Origin of the sequence: Rhodocyclus gracilis, from assembly GCF_009617575.1 — a bacterium.
GTDB classification, from domain to species: Bacteria; Pseudomonadota; Gammaproteobacteria; order Burkholderiales; family Rhodocyclaceae; genus Rhodocyclus; species Rhodocyclus gracilis.
The window spans coordinates 214,379-235,476 of record NZ_WIXJ01000003.1; the positions used below are offsets into that span (position 1 = coordinate 214,379).

Below are 21,098 nucleotides of genomic sequence, written 5' to 3' on the forward strand. Positions count from 1 at the left end.
GGTGCGAGTGTGTCAGCGCGCGACGAGGTGTGCAGGCGGCGGTGCGCTGTGCTCAGGGCGTGGCGTCACGCAGGGTGCGGTCGAGGTCGGCCAGACGCTCCGGCGTTCCTACGTCGACCCAGCGGCCCGTGTGGCGTTCCCCCGACAGGCGCTGGCGGTCGATGGCGGCATCGAGCAGCGGCCGCAGCTTCATGGTCTGGCCGCGTTCGACGCCGGCACACAAGGCGGGCGAAAAGACGCCGATTCCGGCGTAGGTGAGCGTGTCGGTGCCGTTTTCAGCGTCGCCAGCGTCTTCTCTGGCGTGCCGGATGCGGCCGTCGCACAGGCAAAAATCGCCGCGCGTGTGGTGTTCCGGGTTGTCGACGAGGACGAGATGCGCCAGATCCTGCCGTTCGGCCAGTGCGTGCGCGAGACGGTGGGCGTGGGCGGGGTTCCAGTCGCACCAGACGTCGCCGTTGATGACGAGGAAAGGCTCGTCGCCCAGTGCTTCGCGTGCCCAGGCGATGCCGCCGGCGGTTTCGAGCGCCCCCGCCGGTTCGCGCGACCAGGTGATCGAGACGCCGTGGCGACGCCCATCGCCGAGGGCCGCGTACAAAGTGTCGGCGAGATGCGCGCAGTTGATGACGATCTCGTTCAGGCCGGCGGCGGCCAGTCGTTCGAGGTGCCAGACGATCAGCGGCTTGCCGCCAACGCTGAGCAGCGGCTTGGGCGTCGTGTCGGTGAGTGGTCGCATGCGTTCGCCGCGACCAGCCGCGAAAATGAGCGTTTTCACGTGACTACGAGAAGGTGAAACCGAGCACGCTCTGCCGGTTTTCGAGTTCGTCGAGGAGGCGCGCCAGCGGGAGCAGGTCGCGGTAGCGTTCCGCCGTGCGGCGCAGGTAGGTGGCGACGCGCGGCATGTCCTTGATGTAGCCGTCCTTGCCGTCGCGGTGCTTGAGGCGGGCGAAGATGCCGAGCACCTTGAGCTGGCGCTGCGCGCCCATCCATTCGTAATCGCGGTAGAACTCGTGGAAGTCGGCGGAGAGCGGAAAGCCCGCGCCGCGTGCGGCTTCCCAGTAGCGGATGACGAAGTCGAGCTCCTGCTCTTCTTCCCAGTCGATGTAGGCGTCGCGGAAGAGCGAGACGAGGTCGTAGCTCAGCGGCCCGAATACGGCATCCTGAAAATCCAGCACGCCGGGCGAGGCCGGGAAGCCCTCGCCACTCACCATCAGGTTGCGCGAATGGTAGTCGCGGTGGACGAAAACCTGCGGCTGGGCGAGGGCGCAGTCGAGCAGCCTGGCGAATACCGGTTCGAGCGCGGCGCGTTTGGCTTCGGCGTCGACACCCAGATGCCGCGCCAGATACCAGTCGGGAAAGAGCGCCAGTTCGCGCGCCAACAGTTCGCGGTCGTAGTTCGGCAATACGCCGGGGCGGCTGGCGCGCTGAATGGCGAGCAAGGCGTTACGGGCGTCGGCGTAGAGCTTGGGCGCGTTGGCCGGAGTGGCGATGAGGGCGTCGAGATAAGTAGAACTGCCGAGGTCGGAGAGCAGCAGAAAGCCTTGCTCGACATCGGCGGCGAGGATCTCCGGCGTACGCGCGCCGGCGGCGCGAAAGAGTGTGGCGACCTTGACGAAAGGGCGGCAGTCTTCGTGTTCCGGCGGCGCGTCCATGACGATGCGCGTCGTCGCGTCGTCGAGCGTGACGCGGAAATAACGCCGGAAGCTGGCGTCGGATGAGGCGGGTTCGATGCGCAGGCCGTCGGCGCCGAGCGCGAAAGCGCCAAGGTGCTGGGCGATCCAGGCGTACATCTGTGCCGTGCGTGGCGCCGGGGTGGGCTGGGTCATGGGGAGTCTCCGCAGGGGCAGCATCGGATGGACGTTACGGCCAAGCGCCGCAACGGATAGACGAACGATGATGCTAAAATGCGCCGATTTTACACCGCCTGTACGGTCGTCATCTGCGCGCGCTCAGTCGCCGCGCGGCTCTGCCGCTCCGAACCTTCAGGACTCCAGAACGGCGGAATTTCCGGATGAGCATCCCTTTTCGAGCACGGCCCCTGGCGCTTTTCGTCTGCTACGGTTTATCTGCGGCGCTCGCTGGCGGGGTCGCGCTGCCGTCGTTTGCCGAAGGCCTGTCGCCGCTGCGCGTCGATCCGGTGCTGCTCGGCCTGCCACCTGCCGAGTTGCCACGGCCGGCGCCGGTACGCGCCGATGTGCCGGCGGTGCCCACAGGGGATGAGTCCGTATCCGCTGCTCCAGCTGCGTCTGCTGCGCGCGCGCCGGCGGCGCCCCGGACTCCGCCTGTCGCGCCGGCGGCGGTTTCACGACCCTCGCGCTCGTCGGCCAGTGCTGTGCGCGGATCGGACGAGGCGTCGGAAGTCGCGGTGCGACCGCCCCGTCCTGCGCCGGAGGCTGTTGCCCCGGTAGCCGCGCGGGCGGCGGATTCGGCGAATACTGGCGCGTCTGTCGCTGCCTCATCGGCGTCGAGTGCCACTACGGCGCCTGCTGCGTCGGCTGTTGACGCGGACGGGGCCGCCACTGCCGCGACGACCTCCGTTGCGACGACTTCGTCGCCGGCCGCCACCGTAACCGATAGATCCGATACGTCACCTTCCCCTGCGCCTGCCGTGGCGCCGCCGGCGCGTACCGCTGACCCGGCTGGCAATGGGGGCGTTGCGGCAACGGTTGTGCCGCTCGTCGCTCCGGCGGCGGGCGATACGCCGCGCCGCGCGTCAGCGGGTTTGCCAACCTTGCGCGTTGATCCGGCCCTGCTCGGTAATGCGTCCGATGTGCTGCCGACGCCGGCAGTCGCCGCGGCGCCCCCGCGTCGTCCGCCGGTGAGTGGCGGCGATGCCTTGTCGTCGCGTTCGAGTGCCCCGGCGGCGGCCGGTGCGGTGGGGGCAGCGCGGCCGGTATCGGAACTGCCTGTCGCCAGATCAGCCTCGCCTGTGGCGGCGAATGCGCCCCTCGGTGCTGCGTCTGCCGTCACGCGCGGTACGGCGCCCGCCGCGAAACAGCCTTGGTACGAGCGCATCTGGTCGCCCGTGCAAAACATCTGGGAGGTCGGTTCGCCAGAAATATACCTGCCGTTCCACACCTACCATCTGCGCCAGTTCTACACCTCCGAGCAGATTGCGCGGTATCAGGAAAAGCCGTTCGGCCTCGGCGTCGGGCGCGGGCTGTATAACGAGAAGGGCGATTGGGAAGGCCTCTATACGATGGGCTTCCAGGATTCGCACTTTATGCCGCAGTGGATGGCCGGCTATGCCTGGAAGACCTTCTGGCGGCCGACCGAGGACCTGCGCCTCGGGCTCGGCTACACCGCCTTCCTGATGATGCGGGCCGACGTCTTCCACTACATTCCCTTCCCGGGGATCCTGCCGCTGGCGTCGATCGGCTACAAGAATCTCAGCCTTGAGACGGCGTATGTCCCCGGAGGTAAGGGCAACGGCAATATTTTCTTCTTCTGGGCGAAGTGGGAGCTGGGCAAGGAGGGCGTGCCTATCGGCACGCCGACGCCGCAGTCCGTGCCGGCGCCGCAGGAGGTGTTGCGCCAGGAGCCAGTGACCGGTCCCTTCGTCAGCAACAATCGCGCGCCGTCGTCGATCCTCGACTCCGAGTATGCGTTCCTGTTGCCACGATCGGCGCCAGCGGCTGCTTCTGCTGCGGCTTCCTTGTCCTCCTCCTCCTCCGTGCCGGCCGCCACCTCGTCGCAGGTGCCGCGTGTCGCGTCGTCGTCGGGGGCGGTCGCCGGCGATCCGCGCGTCTCCGCCGTGGCGGGTAGCGGGGCTCCCGCCGGCGTCGTCGATGCGCTGGCGCCACTGGTAACGTCTGCGAACACCGAGCGCGAAGACGAAACGACGGTCGACGCGCTGCCACCGCTCGCCTTGCGCGCTTCGCGCCGCATGACGCCGCTTTCGGCCAACGACGATCCGCACCCGGTCTTCATCACGGGCGAGCGCCTGTACGGGCAGACCGACACGGAGGCGATTGCCGAAGGCGATGCGGAGCTGCGCAAGATCGGTACCGTCATCAACGCCGACACGCTGACGTATTGGCCGGTCGAGGACGAACTCGACGCCGTCGGTTCCGTCCGTCTGGAGCAGGGTAGCGATGTCGTAACCGGGCCGCATCTGCGCTTGCGTCTGCAGGATCAGGTTGGCTATTTCGACAAGGCCGCGTACACGCTGAAGCGGCAGCCGCCGCCCGTGGCGATCCCCTTCGGGCAAGGCGCCTCGGCCTACGCACCGTCCAATCCCGATGCGGATGCCGACGCGGAGTGGGAACAAACGGCGAGCAAGGCGTCGGGCGCGAATGCCTTCGGCGCGACCGGCAATAGTCCGCTCGTCGCCGGCGCTCTCTCGTTGCCCGGCGCGACGCTGACGACCAGCGCCGCGACGCGCACCGTGCCGCGCCTCGCCGTCGAAGGGCGAGGTGAGGCCACGCGGATTGATTTCGAGGGCAAGAATCAGGTGCGCATCACCGATGGCACCTACACGACCTGCAAGCCCGGCAACAACGACTGGTTCGCCCGGGCCAGCGACATGAAGCTCGATTACGACCACAGTGAGGCGGAAGGTCACGATGGCGTTGTCTACTTCAAGGATGTGCCGATCCTCTACTCGCCCTGGCTGAGCTTCCCGCTCAACAATCAGCGCAAGTCGGGTTTCCTTGCGCCGACCTTCGGTTCGACCAGCCAGAGCGGCCTCGACTTTACCGTTCCTTATTACTGGAACATCGCGCCCAACTACGACGCGACGCTGTCGCCGCGCATCCTCAGCAAACGCGGGATGCAGCTCAATACCGAGGTGCGTTACCTCAACCCCGGCTACGTCGGTACGGTACAGCTGGAAATGCTGCCCAACGACAAGGTCCGCAACGAAAACCGCTATGGCCTGACCTTGCAGCATACGCAGACGCTGGCGCCGGGACTGACGGGGGCGATCAACTACAACCGCGTCTCCGACGACAACTACTACACTGACTTGTCGAGCCGCATCGCCAACACCTCGCAGACACAGTTGCTGCGGCAGGGGCAACTCTCGTGGGCGCCGAGCGGCTGGTGGAATACGACGTTCAACGTGCAGTCCTATCAGACCTTGCAGCCTGATCCGACGGTGGCGGTCGCCAGGCCATACAACCTGCTGCCGCAGATCACTTTCAATGCGCGCAAGCCCGACTGGTACAACACCGACAGTTCCCTTTTCGGTCAGGTGACGTCGTTTACGACGACGGATACGAGCAAGGCCGAGGGGCGGCGGGTCGTCGTCTATCCGCAAATGGCCTTGCCCATCGTCAACTCCGCCTGGTACGTGACGCCAAAGCTTGGCCTGCATGCGACGAACTGGTCTTTGTCGCGTCAGGACGCGAGCGCCTTGCCGGGCGCTGCGAATTCTTACAGCCGCACGCTGCCGGTGTTCTCGGTAGACGCCGGCATGACTTTCGAGCGCCCGCTCGAACTCTTTGGCAAAGGCTTCACGCAGACGCTGGAACCGCGGCTCTACTACCTCAACGTGCCGTATCAGGATCAGAGCAAGATCCCGGTATTCGACAGCGGTCTGGCCGACTTCAACTTCGCGCAGATTTTTGCCGAGAACCAGTTCACCGGTCAGGATCGCTTCAACGATGCCAATCAGCTGACGGCCGCCGTCAGCTCGCGCCTGATCGCGCCGGAAAGCGGCCGCGAAATCATGCGGGCGATGGTCGGCCAGCGCTTCTATTTCCGCGATCAGCAGGTGGTTTTGCCGGATCAGACGCAGCGCGTCTGGAGCAAGTCCGATCTTTTGGCCGCCTTCTCCGGCGAAGTTGCGCCGAAGGTTTATGCCGATACGGCGCTGCAATACAACGTCGATGCCGCACGCACCGAACGCCTGAATCTGGGCGCGCGCTATCTGCCGGAGCCGGGCAAGGTGTTCAACGCTACCTACCGCTTCAACCGGGATCAGGTGAAGCAGGTCGACTTCTCCGGGCAGTGGCCTTTGCATGGCGGCTGGTATGCCGTCGGTCGCGTCAACTACTCTTTGCAGGACAAGCAGCCGATCGAAAACATCGCCGGCTTTGAGTACAACGGCGGCTGCTGGGTGGTGCGTTTTGTCGGTCAGCGTCTGGCGACGACGTCCGGCACCTCTTCCACCGCGCTCTTTGTGCAACTGGAACTCAACGATTTCTCGAGCATCGGTTCCAATCCGCTCGATCTTCTCAAACGCAGCATCCAGGGTTACGGCATCATCAACCAGCCGACCGCCAACCCGGTTTTCGGTCAATGAGGAAGATTGCATGACATCTGCGCTTCGCTTTTCGTCCCGCCACGCCCCGGCGCGCGGCGGCTTCGCGGCCGTTTTCGCCATGGCGGCTTTCGGCGCGTTTTCGCTCTTTGCTGCCATCACGCCGTCGCCGGCGCAGGCAGCGCCTGCGCGCGCCGAACCGGCTCTCGCCGATCGCATCGTCGCCGTGGTGAACGACGAGGTCATCACCCAGAACGAATTGCGCGCCCGCCTCGATTCGGCGCTCGGACAACTGAAGCGGCAAGGCACGCCGCTGCCGCCGCTCGACGTGCTGCAACGGCAGATGCTCGATCGCATGGTGATGGACCGCATCCAGCTGCAATACGCCCGCGACACGGGGCTGCGTATCGACGACGGCCAGCTGGAGCAAGCCTTGCAGCGTATCGCGGCGAATAACCGCATGTCGCCGGCCCAGTTCCGCGAGGCGCTGGAAAAGGACGGCATTCCCTACGCCCGTTTCCGCGAGGAAATCCGCGAGGAAATGACGATTGCCCGCATCCGCGAACGCGAAGTGGAAAACAAGGTGACGGTGTCCGAAGGCGAGATCGACAACTACCTCGCCGGCGATAGCGCGCAAGGCGGGCGGAACGAGGAATACCGTTTGGCGCACATTCTCCTGCGGGCGCCCGAATCGGCGACGCCGGAACAGATTCAGAAGCTGAAGGCGCGCGCCGAGCAGATCGCCGAGCGCCTGAACAAGGGCGAAGACTTCGCGCAGCTCGCCGCCTCCTACTCCGACGCGCCCGATGGCCTGTCGGGTGGCGATCTCGGCTGGCGTTCGCCGGACCGCCTGCCGGCGGTCTTTGCTGACGCGCTGCCGCGTCTGAAGGTCGGCGAACTGTCGCCCGTCCTGCGCAGCGCCAACGGCTTCCACCTGCTCAAGCTCGTTGCCAAGCGCGGCGGCGCGGAAGTCCCCTCCGTGCAGCAGACGCACGCGCGGCACATCCTCATCAAGGTCAACGAGGTGGTCTCCGAATCCGAGGCGCGGCACAAGCTGGAGGGGCTGCGCGACCGGCTGGTCAACGGCGGCAATTTCGCCGAACTGGCGCGCCTCTACTCGCAGGATGGCTCGGCGCCCAAGGGCGGCGATCTCGGCTGGATCTATCCGGGCGACACCGTTCCCGAATTCGAGCGGGCGATGGATGCGCTCAAGCCCGGCGAAGTCAGTCAGCCGGTGCAGTCGCCCTTCGGCTTCCACCTGATCGAAGTGCTGGAACGGCGCGTTCAGGACGTGTCGAGCGACCGCCAGCGCATGGCCGCGCGGCAGGCGCTGCGCGAGCGCAAATTCGACGACGCCTATCAGGACTGGCTGCGTCAGGCGCGTGATCGCGCCTACGTCGAGCTGCGTCTCGAAGATCGCTGAACGATGAGCGAATCGTCTGTACCGCGGGCTTCCACCTCCACATCCTCCGTCATCACCGAAGCGAGCGGAGCATCGGTCCGCACGACCGGACAACTGCCGCTGATCGCCGTCACCTCCGGCGAGCCGGCGGGGGTCGGTCCGGAATTGTGTCTGCGCCTCGCCGAACGCGATTGGGCGGGCGACTATGGCGTGCGTCTGGTAGTGCTCGCCGACCGCGACCTGCTGGCCGAACGTGCCGCGTCCACCGGTTTTGCCGGTGTGTTGCGTGATGCGGCGGTGGCCAGCGGTCTGCCGCCCCTGCCGGGCGTTCTCGACGTGTTGCATGTGCCTTTGGCGGTGCCGGCGCGGGCGGGGCAGCTCGATCCGGCCAATGCCCGCTACGTGCTGGCGTTGCTCGATCACGCGCTGGCAGGGTGTCGCGCGCAATCGCGGGCGCCGGGTGCACCGCCGGAATTCACGGCGATGGTGACGGCGCCGGTGCATAAGGCGGTCATCAACGCGGCCGGCATCCCCTTCACCGGCCACACGGAATATCTTGCTGCGGCCTGCGGCGTGCCGCGCGTCGTGATGATGCTTGCCGGTGGCGGCTTGCGCGTCGCGCTGGCGACGACGCACCTGCCGCTGAAAGACGTGCCGGCGGCGATTACCGCCGCTTCATTGCGCGAGACGTTGCACATCCTTCACGCTGACATGCGCCGAAAATTTGGCATCGCGCAGCCGCGCATCCTTGTCGCCGGCCTCAACCCGCATGCGGGCGAGGACGGCTGTCTGGGGCGCGAGGAGATCGAGGTCATCACGCCGACGCTCGACGCCCTGCGCGCCGAGGGCATGACGCTGATCGGCCCCTTGCCCGCCGACACGCTCTTCACGCCGCCGCAACTCGCGCGCGGCGACTGCGTTCTTGCCATGTACCACGATCAGGGGTTGACGGCGCTCAAGTACGCGAGCTTTGGCGCCGGCATCAACGTCACTCTGGGCTTGCCCGTCATTCGCACCTCGGTCGATCACGGTACGGCGCTCGATCTCGCCGGGCGCGGCACGGCCGATCCTGGCAGCCTCTTCGTTGCCGTCGAGCAGGCCATCGAGATGAGCCGGCGCGCTGCCGCTTTGTCTCCTGCGGTGGCCAATGTCGGGGAATCCGCATGAACGGCCACCGCGCCCGCAAGCGTTTCGGGCAGAACTTCCTCGTCGACCGCGGCCTGATTGGCGACATCATCAACGCCGTCGCGCCGCAGGCGGGCGACTGCGTCGTCGAAATCGGCCCCGGCCTCGGCGCCCTGACCGCACCCCTGCTCGACCGCCTCGATCATCTGCACGTCGTCGAAATCGACCGCGATCTCGTCGCGCGCATGCGCCGGCGTTTCCCGGCGGAGCGTCTCAGTGTGCACGAGGGCGATGCGCTCGCCTTTGATTTTGCCTCCCTGCCACGCCCGACCGGCGTGCGGCTGAAGGTTGTCGGCAATCTGCCTTACAACATCTCGACGCCTCTGCTCTTTCATCTGGCCGACGCCGCCGAGAGCGTGCGCGACATGCATTTCATGCTGCAGCGCGAAGTCGTCGAGCGCATGGTAGCGGAACCCGGTAGCAGCGATTACGGGCGTTTGTCGGTGATGCTCGGTTATCGCTTTGTCATCGACTGGTTGCTCGACGCGCCGCCGGAAGCCTTCGACCCGCCGCCGAAGGTGCACTCGGCGGTGGTGCGCCTGATCCCCCGCCCGGCGAGCGAACGGCAGGCCGTCGACGAAGCGGTCTTTGCCCGCGTTGTCGCGGCCGCCTTTGCACAGCGCCGCAAGATGCTGCGCAACACCTTGAAAGCGGTTATCCCCGACGCCGCTTTCGCCGCGCTGGGCATCGATCCGACTCGGCGCGCCGAAGAACTGCCGATCAGCGACTATGCGCGACTGGCCAACTGGCTCGTCGCCGCAGGCGCCGAGGCGAGCGCCGTCGCCCGCGGTGACTGAGACGCCGTCGCCGGGCGTACAGCGCCACGTGCTTTCGCCGCATCCGACCAGCGTGCTGTTTGGCGCACGGGTGTCGGCCTCTGCGTGCCGCAGCGACGACGGCGGACTTCAGGCCGAGTTTCGCCTTGGCGCCACGCGCGCTGCCGCCTGCGGCCTGGCGATTCCGGCGCCGGGCGAGCGCCTGCCCGCTGACAGGCTCTGGGCCTTCACCTGCTTTGAGCTTTTCGTCGCGCGTGCCGGGGCGGACGCTTACCACGAATACAACTTTTCCCCGAGCGGCCAATGGGCGGCCTGGCGCTTCTTTCGTTACCGGCAGCGCGACGCTGCAGCAGCGCCTTTGCCTGCACCGACATGCGACTGGTGGCGCTGGGCGGAGACTGTTGCCGGCCCGGCCCATACTATTGCCGCAACCGCAACCGCAACCGCAACCGCAACCGCAACCGCAACCGCAACCGCAACCGCAACCGCAACCGATGCCGATGCCGATGCCGATGCCGATGCCGATGCCGATGCCGATGCCGATGCCGATGCCGATGCCGATGCCGATGCGCGGCTGGTGCTGCGTGTCACTCTGCCGGCGGCCGCCGTGCCGGTCGGTGAGGGCGCGCTGCATCTGGGCTTGACGGCCGTCGTGCTCGGTCGGGGCGGTGAGGTGGCGTGGTTGGCGCTCGCGCAAGCCGGCGCGCAGGCCGACTTTCACGACCGCCGCGGTTTCGCCCTTGTTCTGGCGCCCTGAGCGCCGATTGCCGAAGAGTGCCTCATGCAGAACGGTCTCGAACGTCTTCTCTCTGATCCTTCCTTGCGCCGCCCATTGGCGGGGCGCCGCCTGGCGCTGCTGGCGCACCCGGCGTCGGTGACGCGGGATCTCACGCACGCGCTCGACGTGCTGGCGGTGTTGCCCGATCTGCAGCTGACGGCGGCCTTTGGCCCGCAACATGGCTTGCGCGGCGACAAGCAGGACAACATGGTCGAGTCGCCGGATTACGTCGATCCGCGTCATGGCATTCCCGTCTTTAGCCTCTACGGTGAGGTGCGTCGGCCAACGCCGGCGATGATGGCGAGTTTCGATGTCCTGCTTGTCGATCTGCAGGATCTCGGTTGCCGTATCTACACCTTCGTCACGACGCTGCGCTACGTGCTCGAGGCGGCCGCCCGGCATGGCAAGGCGGTATGGGTGCTCGATCGCCCCAATCCGGTCGGGCGGCCGGTCGAAGGACTTCTCCTGCGCGACGGATGGGAGAGCTTCGTCGGCGCCGGTGCCCTGCCGATGCGCCACGGCCTGACGTTGGGCGAGCTGGCGCGCTGGTTCGTTGCCGAACTCGGGCTCGACCTCGAGTTGCACGTGGTGACGATGAACGGCTGGCAAGCCGACGCCGCGCCCGGCTTTGGCTGGCCGCTGGGCGAGCGCAGCTGGATCAACCCCAGCCCGAATGCCCCCAGTCTCTTCATGGCGCGCGCCTATCCCGGTACCGTCATGCTCGAAGGCACGACGCTCTCGGAAGGGCGCGGCACGACCCGGCCGCTCGAACTCTTCGGTGCTCCGGACATCGACGCGACGGCGCTGCTGGCGGAGATGCGCCGGCTGGCCGCGGATGGCGCCGAACATTGGCTGGCGGGCGCTGTGCTGCGTCCCTGCTGCTTCGAGCCGACCTTTCACAAACATGCCGGCCAGCTGTGCCAGGGCGTGCAGATTCACGTCGACGATCCGGCCTTCTACGTGCACGCCGCCTTCCGCCCCTGGCGGCTGCAGGCGCTGGCCTTCAAGGCACTGCGGCGGCTTACGCCCGACTATCCGTTGTGGCGCGATTTCGCCTACGAGTACGAGCATGACCGGCTGGCGATTGACCTCATCAACGGCAGCCCGCTGCTGCGCGAATGGGTCGATTCGCCGACGGCGACGCCGGCCGATCTGGAGGTGCTGGCGCTTGCCGACGAGCAGTCCTGGGAGGCGCGCCGCCGTCCCTTCCTGCTCTACTGAGGCAGGACTGTAGAGTGTCCATGGCGCATCCATGGCGGTCCGCCGGCGGCTGACATGTGCACGAAAGCCGGCGGAGTGCCGCGCTTTCGATTAAGCTTCGGGGAGTGAAAAAAGCCTCCCAAACGAAAATCGCTAGCATTCCGCTGCGTGGTCCGCTGCTCCGTGGCGAGCGTCGTCCGCGCGTGGCGCTGGTGGGCCGGCACCGTACCGGCAAGACCACCCTCTTTGAAGCGGCCGCCAGTCCGGCAGCGCGGCATGAGCGTCTGGCGGGGCTCGGCGGCGCCTATCAGGAGTGCGTCGTCGAGGTGGGCCTCGATCAGATTTCCCTGGTCGACCTGCCGTCGATCCGTTCGCTGCAACATCTGCGCGAAGAAGACCGCGTCGTCCTCATGTACCTGCTGTGGGGCGACCAGTGGCCGCTGATCGCTCGTCATGAGGGCGAGCAACCGCTCAGCGCCTTTCCGGCGCCCGACGTCATCATTCAGGTGGTCGATGCGACCAACCTCGAACTCGATCTCGAACTCAGTCAGGAGCTAAGCCTGCTCGGGCGGCCGATGGTGATCGCCCTCAATCACCTCGACGAGGCGCGGCGCAAAGGGCTGTTCATCAACGTGCGCCTGCTCAGCGAACGGCTCGGCGTGCCGGTGGTGCCGACGGTTGCGCCGATGGGCAAGGGCATTGCCGCGCTCTTCGAGGAGGCGGTGGCGGCGGCCCGCGAGCCGCGCTGTCCTTTGCCGCAGGCGCCGAGCAAGCACTTGCTCGACAGCCTGGCCCGCATCAGCCAGCTGGTCGGACAGCCGGAGGTCGAAGCGGCGTTCCAGATGCCGCCCGCCTTGCTGGTGGCGCAACTGGCGGAGAACGACGACTACTTCCTGCCCGAGCTGCACGCCCATTTTCCTGCGCTGGAAGCGCCCCTGCGGGCGATTCGCGCCGAGGCCGACGCCTCTTTGCCGCGCCCCTTGTCCGACGAGTTGCACGCCGACCGGCATTTTCGCGCGGCGCTGCTCTTCGAGGCGGTCACCAGTGCGCGTGGCCCCGATCAGGGCGTGCGCTGGCGGCGCTGGCTCGATCAGCTTTTTCTCAGCCCGCATTGGGGCTTGCTGGGTAGCCTCGCGGTGTTCGCGCTGGTGCTGTTTGTCGTCTTCGAGATCAGTAGCGTTCTCGATGGGCTGACGTCGGCGCCACTGGCCGAGTGGGTGCAGCAATGGGAGCCGACGTCGACGCCGGGCGTCGTCGCGCGGGCGGTGGCCGACGGTCTGGTCGGCCTGATCGGTATCGTCGTGCCGTACATGATTCCGCTGGTGCTCCTGCTGGTGGCGCTGGAAGAGTCGGGCATCATGCATCGCGTTGCTTTCGTCGTCGATCGCGGTTTTCACCGCATCGGGCTACACGGTGGCGTCGCCGTGCCTTTCCTCATCGGTCTCGGATGCAACGTGCCGGCCATCGCGGCGGTGGCGAATACGGCGTCGGGACGCGAACGCGTCGTCGCTGCCACGCTGATCACCTTCGTGCCGTGTTCGGCGCGCTCGGCGCTGATCCTCGCCCTGGGGGGCAAGTATCTTGGTGCGGCGGGCGTCTTCGCCATCTTCATGCTGACCTTGCTCGTCATCGCCTTTCTCGGGCGTCTGCTGGCGCGGCGCTACGCCGATCGTGCGCCGGGTCTGGTGCAGGAGATTCCGCCGTATTCGCTGCCGACCTGGCGGGCGCTCGGGCAGAAGACCTGGGAGCGCACCAGCGATATCGTCACCGTCGTGACGCCCCTGCTGGTGGCGGGCAGCATCGTGCTGGCGCTGCTTGGGCACTTTGGCGCCGATGCCGTCATCAATACGGCGCTGACGCCGATTACCGTCTGGTGGCTGGGTTTGCCGCTGGTGCTTGGTGTGCCGATCCTGTTCGGCATCCTGCGCAAGGAGTTGTCGCTGCTGATGATCTATCAGGCGCTGGGCACGCAGGACATCGTTCCGCTGCTCGATCGGACGCAGATCTTCACCTTTCTGGTTTTCCTCACTTTCTACATTCCCTGCCTGTCGACCTTCGCCGTCATGCTGAAAACGCTGGGGCGGCGGGAGGCGCTGTATTCGGCGGCGCTGTCGGTGGTCGGCGCGCTGATTCTGGCGGCGCTGGCGCGCCTCGCGGCCGGCTTGCTGCAATGGACGTTCTGAGGCGGACGACGCGGTAAAATGGCGCATGAACGCTAGCGCCCTGACCGAAGACTCCATCGCCGAGTGCGATGCGCCGATCAACGAAGCACGTCTCTGGTCCGGCAAGGGCTGGACGGCGCGCGTCATCAAGAACGAAGACGACGAGGGCTGGGCGGTGTCGATGACGCTGGATGGCGAAGCGGAGCCGGCGCTGGTCGGCCCGTGGACCATGGGGCGCGACAAGAAGAACCCGAAGCCGCTCGATGCGGCGGCGTTCGCCACACTGGTCAAGACGGCTTCCGAGGTGTTGCGCCGCCACGAGCAGGCGCGCCACGCGCAGTTGCACAAGGCGCTGACGCTCAATCAGGCGACCGGGCGCTTGCGCATCACGCTCGATATCGTCGCCGATGAAGACGATCCACACGCGTTTCTGGCGGCGTTTGACGCCGCCGGGGACGAACTTGCGCGTGTCCGTGTCGACGCTGGCTTCGTGCTTTCAGCGGCCAGCGCCAGCGCCTGGGTCGATAACGAATTCCGGCGCCCCGAGTAGTCACGAGTCGTCACGACTCGCCCTGACCAGTCCCGCCCGCCCCGGCGGCTCGCGCCTCACTGACGGAGAATACGCATGGCCCTGCACACCTTCCCCCTCGACCGGGAATTCATCGAACTGAATGTCCTGCTCAAGTTGCTGGCGCTCGCCTCCTCGGGCGGCGCTGCCAAGGCAATGGTTGCCGCTGGCGAAGTCAGCGTCGACGGCGTCGTCGAATCGCGCAAGACGCGCAAGCTGCGAGGCGGCGAATCGGTGCGCGTGGGCGACGAGGAAATCCGCATTGTCGCGGTGACGGGGCCCGGCGCTGCTTGAACCCCGCCGCCGCAGACCGCGCGCTGCCCAAAAGGGCAGGAGCGCAGGCCTTAGCGTTTGCGGTATGTGTTGATGCCCAGCAGCGGATAGGCGGGGCAACGCGAGAAAAGGCCGCTGGCGAGCGGTAGCAGGCCCAGCCAGCCCCAGGCGCCGATGATGCCGGCCGCCGCCGCGCCGACGAGTGCGGCGCCGATAACGATACGTACGCTGCGGTCGATGCCGCCCACGTTTGCGTTCATGATGATTCTCCCGTCAATTGATCGTCGCGCTAGCGTACGGGGCTGGCGTCTGCGCGTATGTAACCTGAGTCACATACGCGCAGACGCACGGCGATGAGGGGCGACAGGGAGTGTGCAAGGCCTCGCCGGCACAGGCGGGCGCCAAGGCGGTGGTACGCGAAGTGAGCGGGCGTGCTTGTGGCTTCTGTTGCCGCACCTGCGCCTTACGCTGCGCCGATTACCGTTCGGCGTCGGCGAATTCGCGCAGGCGTGGGCGGTCGAGAATCCGGATGTGCTCACGCCCCAGCGCTACCCAACCGGCGTCGGCGAATCCCTTGAGCAGGCGGCTGACGATCTCGCGCACGCTGCCGAGTTCGTCGGCGAGCAGTTGCTGCGACGCGTGGATGTCGTCGCCGCGCGCGAGCAGCAGGCGCGCCAGACGTTGATCGAGGCGGACGAAGGCGACTTCTTCGACGCGCTGCATCAGGTGCGCGATGCGTTGCGCGAAGAGATGGAAGACGAACTGCCGAAAAGGCGCGCAATCGCCGAGCAGACGCGTGAATTGCGGCTCCGGCAGCAGGGTCAGCGTCAGCGGCGTCTCGGCGACGCCACACGCCGAATAAGCCGCGCCGCCCAGCAGGCAGCTCGAGGTGATGATGCACGAGCCGCCCGCTTCAACGCGATAGAGCAGCATTTCTCGCCCGTTCGCTGCGCGTTTGACGACCTTGATCGTTCCGTCGATGACGAGCGGAAAGCCCCGGCACGGCGAGTGTTCGGCAAAGAGTTCGCTACCGGTGGGCAGTCGCAGATAGGCGTCGGCGTCAAGCAGTGGCGCCAGATCCTGAGCGCGCAGCGCGGTGAGCACGGGGTAGCGCGCCAGCAATGGGCTGGCGGGGCGGGAGGTGGCGTGATCGGCGCTCACGCTCAATACGCCTTCGCCCGCCGGGCAAAGGGGGCCCGCAGGCAGGCCGCGAAGGCGTATAGCGCGAGCAGGGGGTCGAGCAGGTAATCCCAGAGATTGCGCGATTCATACACGCCGGCCGCCCAGGCCAGCACCGCCAGACTGATGGCGACGGCGACGAGCGGCAGACGGGCGGCAAAGGCGAGGAGGCTCAGTACCAGCAGGCTGCCGAGAAAGGCCGGTTCGCCGAAGCCCCAGCGATAGGGGTCGTAATACGCGGCGCCCAGCGCCAGCGGGTAGAGCATCAGTGCGCCAAGTACGGGGATGAACAGCGCCAGCAGGCGGCGCGCGGGATCGATCGGCGCGCCAAGGCCGCCGCGGCGCGCGAGGGCATAGAGCACGAGCAGCAGCGTGCTGATGCTCAGATCGCCGACCATGCCGCGCGGATACGCCGCCAGCGGCAGATCGCCGAAGGGCAGGAGCAGGAGCACAAAAAGAAGTGTCCCCACACCCAGGAGCACGCGCCGCGAAAACGGCAGACGGCCGAGCATCAGGACGAGCGTGCCGGCGATGGTCAGCGCGACGCCGCCCAGTCCGCACAGATCGCTGGGATTAATCATGCGCCGCCTCCCCCGTCTTCGTTGTCGCCGCGTCCGTCGTCTCGTGCAGGCGTTGCGCCAGCCAGTGACGGGGGAAGCTCGTGTGCTTGATGTAGCTGCGGTTCCACGTATAGACGAGTTCGACGTCGCCGCGCGCGGTGAGGATCAGGTAAGGGTAGGAGAACTCGAAGCCGCAACGCGCGTCCGGGCACATGTGGGTGGAAGCGGCCTCGGCAATAGCCTCGGCGGCGCTGGCATCGGCGCCGTCGGCGCGCGCCAGTTCGGCGACGCGGCGGCGATAGGCAGCGACATCGAGCTCTTGTCCGTGCCGGTCGGTCTGATCCTCCAGCACGCGCAGCGTTCGCCAGTTCGCGCCACCGTCGGTGGAGGCGAGCAGCGACAGGGCATCGCGGTTGCCTTCGATGTCGTTGAGCACGGCCAGCAAGGTGCCGTCGGCCAGAACAACGCCGGCGACGGCGGAATTCGGGTTGCGCAGCGAGGTTTCGCTGGGGCGCGTCCAGTGCCGGCCGCCGTCGTCACTGGAACTGCCGATGACGCGGTTTTGCCCGCCATCGCTGTGGCGCATCAGCACTTGCGCGTGTTCGGTATCGCGGACGAGAACCACCGGTTGCAGCGCGAGATGGCCGACGCTCAGCCGTTGTTTGTCGAGCAGCCGACCGTCGCGGTCGAGCCGCAGAATCTCGCCGAATTTGTTGATGAACTCGTGATAGACCGGCAAGCCGATGCTGTCGTCGGCGTAGTGGAAGGGCGTGCCCTTGACTAGTGTGCTGAGGTTGAGGAATGGCGAGGTAATCAGGCGTTGCGGCGCGCTCCAGGTGGCGCCGTCGTCGTCGGAGCGCCGCGTCGTGATTGAGCTACCGGCCCAGCCGCCGAGCGAGACGGTGACGTAGTAGAGGCGCAGACTGCCGTCGGCGGCGCGCTCGGCGACCGGGTTGCCGAGTTTTTTGACGTAGCGCCAGAGGCCGCGCGCGGTGTCGAAGCGGTCGGTCACGCGCGCTTCCGGGCTCCATTCGCCGCGGCGCGGGTCGAAGACGGCGCTGCGGATCTCGACATCGGGGGCGCCTTCCTGGCTGCCGGAGAACCAGAAGGCGCGGATGCGCCCGTCCTTGAGTTCGACGAGCGAGGCGGCGTGCCGGTGCGGGCCGGCGATGGGCGAAACGAAGCGCGAGACCAGTGCGTCGCTTGTCGGAGAGTCAGTCTTGGCGGCGCTCGTCGCGATGTCACTGGCGGACGGGAGGAAGTTGGCTGCGGGCGGGCGATGCCAGACGCGCAGGGCGCCGGCGCCAAAGGCGACGACGAGCAGCAGCAGCGTCAGCGCCCGCCAGCCCGCGTGTGGCGTGCTTCGTTTTCGTCTCATGGGCGCGGCGCCGGCGTCGTGGCTGCGGGGCATTCCATCAGCAGCTCCTTGAGGAACAGGTTTTCCAGCACCTTGCCGTGCAGGATCGCCTTGATTTCGGCGTCGGTTTGCCGTCCGCGCAGATCGAGGCGCTGGCCGATGACTTCGCAGCGTTCGCCGGACTCGGTCGCCAGCGGCACGCGCACGGCGAAGATCGGGTAGGTGCTCGCCAGCTCGGCGATGTTTTCCTCGCGTTCCTCGACATAGCCGCGAATCGTCGCGCCCGGCAGGAGGAAGCGGTACAGCTCGTATTTGGCGTTGAAATCGTAGGGCACCCAGACCTCGGCACCGGCGAGGCGGCGTTGCGTCTCCTGCGGGTACTGCCCCAGCGCGCCGTCGAAAGGACGCAGAAAGGCGGCGAGCGAGAGGAAGACCAGCAGGACCGCGACGCAGCTGCCGATGCGCGTCAGCGCGGGCCGCACCATGGCGGCGAGCGCGAGCAGGATCGTGGCGCCGTAGAGCAGCCAGGTGAGCAGCGGATAGAGCGCCTCTCCCGGCATGGCCGCCTGCAGGCGGACGGAGAGGTAGGCCAGCCCGGCGACGGCGACGGCAACGATGACGAGGCTGAGGACGAACCAGGCGCGGCTGATGCGCTGCCAGCCGAGTGCGCCGAGTACGGCAATGGCGGGCATGGCGGCGAGCAGGTAACGTGCGGAGCGCTGGCTCGGCAGGCTGAAGACGACGAGCAGCACGAGCACCCAGATCCACAGGAGCTTTTCAGCGTCGCTCAGCGTGTGCCGCTGGCGCAGCGCGCCGATCATCAGGCCGATCACCGGGAAGGCCAGCAGGCCGGCGTTGAGCGGGTAGCCGAGAACGAGCACCCAGAAGCTCGACGTTCCCCAGAGCAGCTTCGAGAGATAGCCGGACGAACTGTGCGGGTCGAACTTGCCGGCGTTTTCCTTGAGCACGAATTCGCGCCAGATTTCCTGCGGTTGCGGGTCGAGCGCGAACCACAGGCTGAAGGCGGCGAGCGCGACGACGGCGATCACGGCGAGCTTCCAGAGGTCCTTGCGCAAGAACGGGCCGAGGCGGTACTGACGTTGCGCCAGATACCAGAGCGCCAGACACAGGCCGATCGGCAGAAGCAGGGCGAAGGACTTGTAGAGCAGGCCGACGCCGATGACGGCGCCGAGCAGGAGCGGCAGGCTGCGCGAGGCGAAGGCGGCACGCCCCCAGTAAAGCAGGATGAACAGCGGCAGGAACAGCCAGAACACTTCCGGCGGATTGGTCAGGAAGGGGCGGCCAAAGCGATAGGTGCTGAAAAAAGCGAGAAAGGCGAGCGCGCCGAGAAAGCCCTTGCCCGGATCGCGCGCCAGCCGTGTCGCGAGCAGGAAGACCATCAGCGCGGTGAGCAACGTGTAGATCACGCTCGGGTAGCGCAGATGCCAGAGCGTCCAGTCGGCGCCCCAGTTCGTCGACGCGATGCCCTGCCAGAAGAGCATCGGCGGCTTGGTGTTGCGCATGTCGTCGAGTTCGGACTGCAAAGGCAACAGGTGGCCAGAGGCGGCCGTCATGCGCGCGATGTGTTCGTAGGGGTATTCGTCGCCGTTTTTCGGGATGTGCTGTCCGTCGAGGTCGAAGAAGTAGACGAGGACGGCGAGCAGTGCGGCGAGAGCGTAGAGCAGCCAGCGTCCGCGCGTGAGGCGTGTCGGCAGCGGCGTCATGTCAGCTCCCCGCCTTGGGCTGGGGCGCCTTGCGATGGCGGAAAGTCCATAGGTCGTTGACCACGTAATTGAAAACGCTGGCGAAGACGATCGCGATGCCGTTGGCGATCAGGTAATGGAGATAGAGGACGAGGATCTTGGTGAAGGCAATCTGTAGCGCAATGCCGACCCAGCAGGCCATCGCGTACTGTCCGAATTGCGCCAGCCGCGAGAGGTCACGATGCTGATGCTTGCGGTCGCGCCAGGTCCACGCTCGGTTCCACAGGAAATTATTGACCGTCGCAAAAAAGATCGCGAGCACCAGCGAGGCATCGAGGCGGATGCCGTCCGGCAGCAGCGTGCGAAAGAGATACTCCTGCGCGACATAGAGCACCCCGAGGTTGACGAAGGTGCCCGAGGCGCCGACGAGACCGAATTTGAGGAAGCGCACGCGCAGGAGGCGCCGTGCCCAAGGGTGGCCGGCGAGACGGGCGGCGGTGTCGTTCAGGCGCATACCGGCTGGCCGTCCGGCGAGGCAAGCATCTGCTGCGCCTTGGCGAGCACCTGTTCAGGCGAAATCTGTTTCAGACACTGATTGTCGCCGTCGCACGATGACAGGCGATGGTTGTAGGCGGTCAGGCACGGCGAACAGGAGAGCGGGGTATGGAAGCAATACGCGTTCGCCGACAGCGAGCGATAGAGCTGCGGCGTCTCGGGGCCGAAAAAGACGATGGATGGGATCGGCGTCAGTGCGGCGAACTGCCCCGGCCCCCCGTCATTGGTGATAAGCAGGGCGGCACGATGAAAGAGCGCCAGCAGTTCACGGACCGACTTCGTGTAGCCGGTGAGGTCGATGCACAGATCGCTGGCGCAATGGGCGACGAGCGCCTGCCCGAGCGGACGGTCGTCCTTCAGGCCAATGACGCCAACCGCGTAGCCGGCGGCCAGCAGACCTGCACAGAGCGTCGCGTACGACTCGAACGGCCAGGCGCGGATCGGCAGGATGCCGCCGCTCGGATAGACGAGCACCAGCCGCTTGCCGGTCGTGGCGGGGAAATCGGCATGTACGCGTGCCGCCATCGCCGCCAGTTCGCCGTCGGCGAAGCGCAGATGCGGCGGGTCTTGCGGTGTGACGGGCGCGGCATCCTTGCCGAGCGGGTAGGCCGACGATTCGAGGGCGGCGACCATCGTCAGGAATTGCAGCGTCAGATGCCGGTACGGGTTGTACGGCACCGGCCGGTTGATGAAGTCGCCGCGGTAGAGGCCTTCCTGCGTGTGCCTGTGGAAACCGACGCGCAGACGCGCTCCGGACAGGTAGGAAAAAATGCTGCTGACGCGCGAAAACAGCTCGCAATCGATGACGGCGTCGAGCTTGAGCGCGCGGGTACGCGCGATGGCGCGCAGACTGTCGCTGACGAAGGCGCCAAGCGAGCGGTCGTTGAGCGTGATGATGTTGGCAGGCGGGACGACATCAAGCAGATCAAGGACTTCGCGGTTCTTGGCGAAGAGCATGACGTGAATCTCGGCGCCGGGGTATTTCTCTTTGAGGCGCGCGAACATCGGTTGGGCGAGTACCAGACTGCCCATTTCCGACAGCAGGATGACGAGGATGCGGCGCGGTACGAGTGCGCCGACCTTCTTTCCGAACAGCGCGTCGAGCAGCGAGAGAAAAGCACAGATCGGAACGCCGGCAAGGCGGTCGACGGCACGCTGGAATTTGATGTTCATGAGGTCAACAGCGCAGCCAGAAATT

The 21,098-nt window shown here is 66.7% G+C and carries 18 protein-coding genes; 9 read left to right on the forward strand and 9 right to left on the reverse strand.

Annotation, left to right across the window (positions count from 1 at the left end; all coding sequences use genetic code 11):
• Nucleotides 1-52 precede the first annotated feature (52 nt).
• Both murU and GHK24_RS06840 read right to left on the reverse strand, forming a co-directional pair.
• A complete protein-coding gene (gene murU, locus GHK24_RS06835) occupies nucleotides 53-772 on the reverse strand; it encodes an N-acetylmuramate alpha-1-phosphate uridylyltransferase MurU (RefSeq protein WP_340666128.1) in 720 nt (239 codons plus the stop codon).
• A gap of 4 nt (nucleotides 773-776) precedes the next feature.
• Nucleotides 777-1,823 carry an aminoglycoside phosphotransferase family protein gene (locus tag GHK24_RS06840; RefSeq protein ID WP_422917821.1) on the reverse strand — a complete coding sequence of 349 codons (1,047 nt, stop codon included), beginning with the start codon at nucleotides 1,821-1,823 and terminating at the stop codon, nucleotides 777-779.
• A gap of 782 nt (nucleotides 1,824-2,605) precedes the next feature.
• Here GHK24_RS06840 and pagP point away from each other — a divergent pair.
• The 9 genes from pagP (at nucleotide 2,606) to GHK24_RS06885 (ending at nucleotide 14,567) form a co-directional block, all read left to right on the forward strand.
• Nucleotides 2,606-6,244 (forward strand): lipid IV(A) palmitoyltransferase PagP, encoded by a 3,639-nt coding sequence (gene pagP, locus GHK24_RS06845; protein WP_194286389.1) that lies wholly within the window; start codon nucleotides 2,606-2,608, stop codon nucleotides 6,242-6,244.
• Between the two features lie 79 nt (nucleotides 6,245-6,323).
• Nucleotides 6,324-7,625, forward strand: coding sequence for a peptidylprolyl isomerase (locus GHK24_RS06850; protein ID WP_153471272.1), 1,302 nt, complete (start codon nucleotides 6,324-6,326; stop codon nucleotides 7,623-7,625).
• 3 nt (nucleotides 7,626-7,628) lie between these two features.
• Complete coding sequence (gene pdxA, locus GHK24_RS06855) at nucleotides 7,629-8,771, forward strand: 4-hydroxythreonine-4-phosphate dehydrogenase PdxA (protein ID WP_153471028.1); 1,143 nt, start codon at nucleotides 7,629-7,631, stop codon at nucleotides 8,769-8,771.
• Entirely contained in the window at nucleotides 8,768-9,586 is an 819-nt protein-coding gene (gene rsmA / locus GHK24_RS06860; protein ID WP_153471031.1) for a 16S rRNA (adenine(1518)-N(6)/adenine(1519)-N(6))-dimethyltransferase RsmA, read from the forward strand. Before pdxA ends, rsmA begins: the two co-directional genes overlap by 4 nt.
• Nucleotides 9,579-10,322 (forward strand): DOMON domain-containing protein, encoded by a 744-nt coding sequence (locus GHK24_RS06865; RefSeq protein WP_153471034.1) that lies wholly within the window; start codon nucleotides 9,579-9,581, stop codon nucleotides 10,320-10,322. The genes rsmA and GHK24_RS06865 overlap by 8 nt, the downstream gene beginning before the upstream one ends.
• Before the next feature lie 24 nt (nucleotides 10,323-10,346).
• Nucleotides 10,347-11,564 (forward strand): exo-beta-N-acetylmuramidase NamZ family protein, encoded by a 1,218-nt coding sequence (locus GHK24_RS06870; RefSeq protein ID WP_153471037.1) that lies wholly within the window; start codon nucleotides 10,347-10,349, stop codon nucleotides 11,562-11,564.
• A gap of 104 nt (nucleotides 11,565-11,668) precedes the next feature.
• Entirely contained in the window at nucleotides 11,669-13,726 is a 2,058-nt protein-coding gene (locus tag GHK24_RS06875; RefSeq protein ID WP_340666129.1) for a FeoB small GTPase domain-containing protein, read from the forward strand.
• A 25-nt stretch (nucleotides 13,727-13,751) separates the two neighbouring features.
• Entirely contained in the window at nucleotides 13,752-14,255 is a 504-nt protein-coding gene (locus tag GHK24_RS06880; protein ID WP_153471040.1) for a hypothetical protein, read from the forward strand.
• Between the two features lie 75 nt (nucleotides 14,256-14,330).
• Nucleotides 14,331-14,567 (forward strand): RNA-binding S4 domain-containing protein, encoded by a 237-nt coding sequence (locus tag GHK24_RS06885; RefSeq protein ID WP_153471043.1) that lies wholly within the window; start codon nucleotides 14,331-14,333, stop codon nucleotides 14,565-14,567.
• A 50-nt stretch (nucleotides 14,568-14,617) separates the two neighbouring features.
• On the opposite strand, the gene GHK24_RS06890 is transcribed toward GHK24_RS06885, so the two are convergent.
• From GHK24_RS06890 to GHK24_RS06920, 7 genes are all read right to left on the reverse strand, one after another.
• Nucleotides 14,618-14,806 carry a YgaP family membrane protein gene (locus tag GHK24_RS06890; protein WP_153471046.1) on the reverse strand — a complete coding sequence of 63 codons (189 nt, stop codon included), beginning with the start codon at nucleotides 14,804-14,806 and terminating at the stop codon, nucleotides 14,618-14,620.
• 217 nt (nucleotides 14,807-15,023) lie between these two features.
• Nucleotides 15,024-15,713: a Crp/Fnr family transcriptional regulator gene (locus GHK24_RS06895; protein WP_153471049.1), complete on the reverse strand. Its 690-nt coding sequence runs from the start codon at nucleotides 15,711-15,713 to the stop codon at nucleotides 15,024-15,026.
• A complete protein-coding gene (locus GHK24_RS06900) occupies nucleotides 15,710-16,306 on the reverse strand; it encodes a hypothetical protein (protein ID WP_153471052.1) in 597 nt (198 codons plus the stop codon). Before GHK24_RS06900 ends, GHK24_RS06895 begins: the two co-directional genes overlap by 4 nt.
• Nucleotides 16,299-17,663: a sialidase family protein gene (locus GHK24_RS06905; RefSeq protein WP_153471055.1), complete on the reverse strand. Its 1,365-nt coding sequence runs from the start codon at nucleotides 17,661-17,663 to the stop codon at nucleotides 16,299-16,301. Before GHK24_RS06905 ends, GHK24_RS06900 begins: the two co-directional genes overlap by 8 nt.
• Complete coding sequence (locus GHK24_RS06910) at nucleotides 17,660-19,366, reverse strand: ArnT family glycosyltransferase (RefSeq protein WP_153471058.1); 1,707 nt, start codon at nucleotides 19,364-19,366, stop codon at nucleotides 17,660-17,662. The genes GHK24_RS06905 and GHK24_RS06910 overlap by 4 nt, the downstream gene beginning before the upstream one ends.
• Before the next feature lies 1 nt (nucleotide 19,367).
• The gene (locus GHK24_RS06915) at nucleotides 19,368-19,859 is read right to left on the reverse strand and encodes a GtrA family protein (protein ID WP_153471061.1); all 492 of its coding nucleotides are present in this window, start codon (nucleotides 19,857-19,859) and stop codon (nucleotides 19,368-19,370) included.
• The gene (locus GHK24_RS06920; RefSeq protein ID WP_153471064.1) at nucleotides 19,850-21,073 is read right to left on the reverse strand and encodes a glycosyltransferase family 9 protein; all 1,224 of its coding nucleotides are present in this window, start codon (nucleotides 21,071-21,073) and stop codon (nucleotides 19,850-19,852) included. Before GHK24_RS06920 ends, GHK24_RS06915 begins: the two co-directional genes overlap by 10 nt.
• Nucleotides 21,074-21,098 lie beyond the last annotated feature (25 nt).

Excerpts from the sequence above, each read along its gene's own strand:
- GHK24_RS06840 (WP_422917821.1), bottom strand. The coding sequence starts at position 1,823 with ATGACCCAGCCCACCCCGGCGCCACGCACGGCACAGATGTACGCCTGG.
- GHK24_RS06850 (WP_153471272.1), top strand. The coding sequence starts at position 6,324 with ATGGCGGCTTTCGGCGCGTTTTCGCTCTTTGCTGCCATCACGCCGTCG.
- pdxA (WP_153471028.1), top strand. The coding sequence starts at position 7,629 with ATGAGCGAATCGTCTGTACCGCGGGCTTCCACCTCCACATCCTCCGTC.
- rsmA (WP_153471031.1), top strand. The coding sequence starts at position 8,768 with ATGAACGGCCACCGCGCCCGCAAGCGTTTCGGGCAGAACTTCCTCGTC.
- GHK24_RS06870 (WP_153471037.1), top strand. The coding sequence starts at position 10,347 with ATGCAGAACGGTCTCGAACGTCTTCTCTCTGATCCTTCCTTGCGCCGC.
- GHK24_RS06880 (WP_153471040.1), top strand. The coding sequence starts at position 13,752 with ATGAACGCTAGCGCCCTGACCGAAGACTCCATCGCCGAGTGCGATGCG.
- GHK24_RS06885 (WP_153471043.1), top strand. The coding sequence starts at position 14,331 with ATGGCCCTGCACACCTTCCCCCTCGACCGGGAATTCATCGAACTGAAT.
- GHK24_RS06890 (WP_153471046.1), bottom strand. The coding sequence starts at position 14,806 with ATGAACGCAAACGTGGGCGGCATCGACCGCAGCGTACGTATCGTTATC.
- GHK24_RS06900 (WP_153471052.1), bottom strand. The coding sequence starts at position 16,306 with ATGATTAATCCCAGCGATCTGTGCGGACTGGGCGGCGTCGCGCTGACC.
- GHK24_RS06905 (WP_153471055.1), bottom strand. The coding sequence starts at position 17,663 with ATGAGACGAAAACGAAGCACGCCACACGCGGGCTGGCGGGCGCTGACG.
- GHK24_RS06910 (WP_153471058.1), bottom strand. The coding sequence starts at position 19,366 with ATGACGCCGCTGCCGACACGCCTCACGCGCGGACGCTGGCTGCTCTAC.
- GHK24_RS06915 (WP_153471061.1), bottom strand. The coding sequence starts at position 19,859 with ATGCGCCTGAACGACACCGCCGCCCGTCTCGCCGGCCACCCTTGGGCA.
- GHK24_RS06920 (WP_153471064.1), bottom strand. The coding sequence starts at position 21,073 with ATGAACATCAAATTCCAGCGTGCCGTCGACCGCCTTGCCGGCGTTCCG.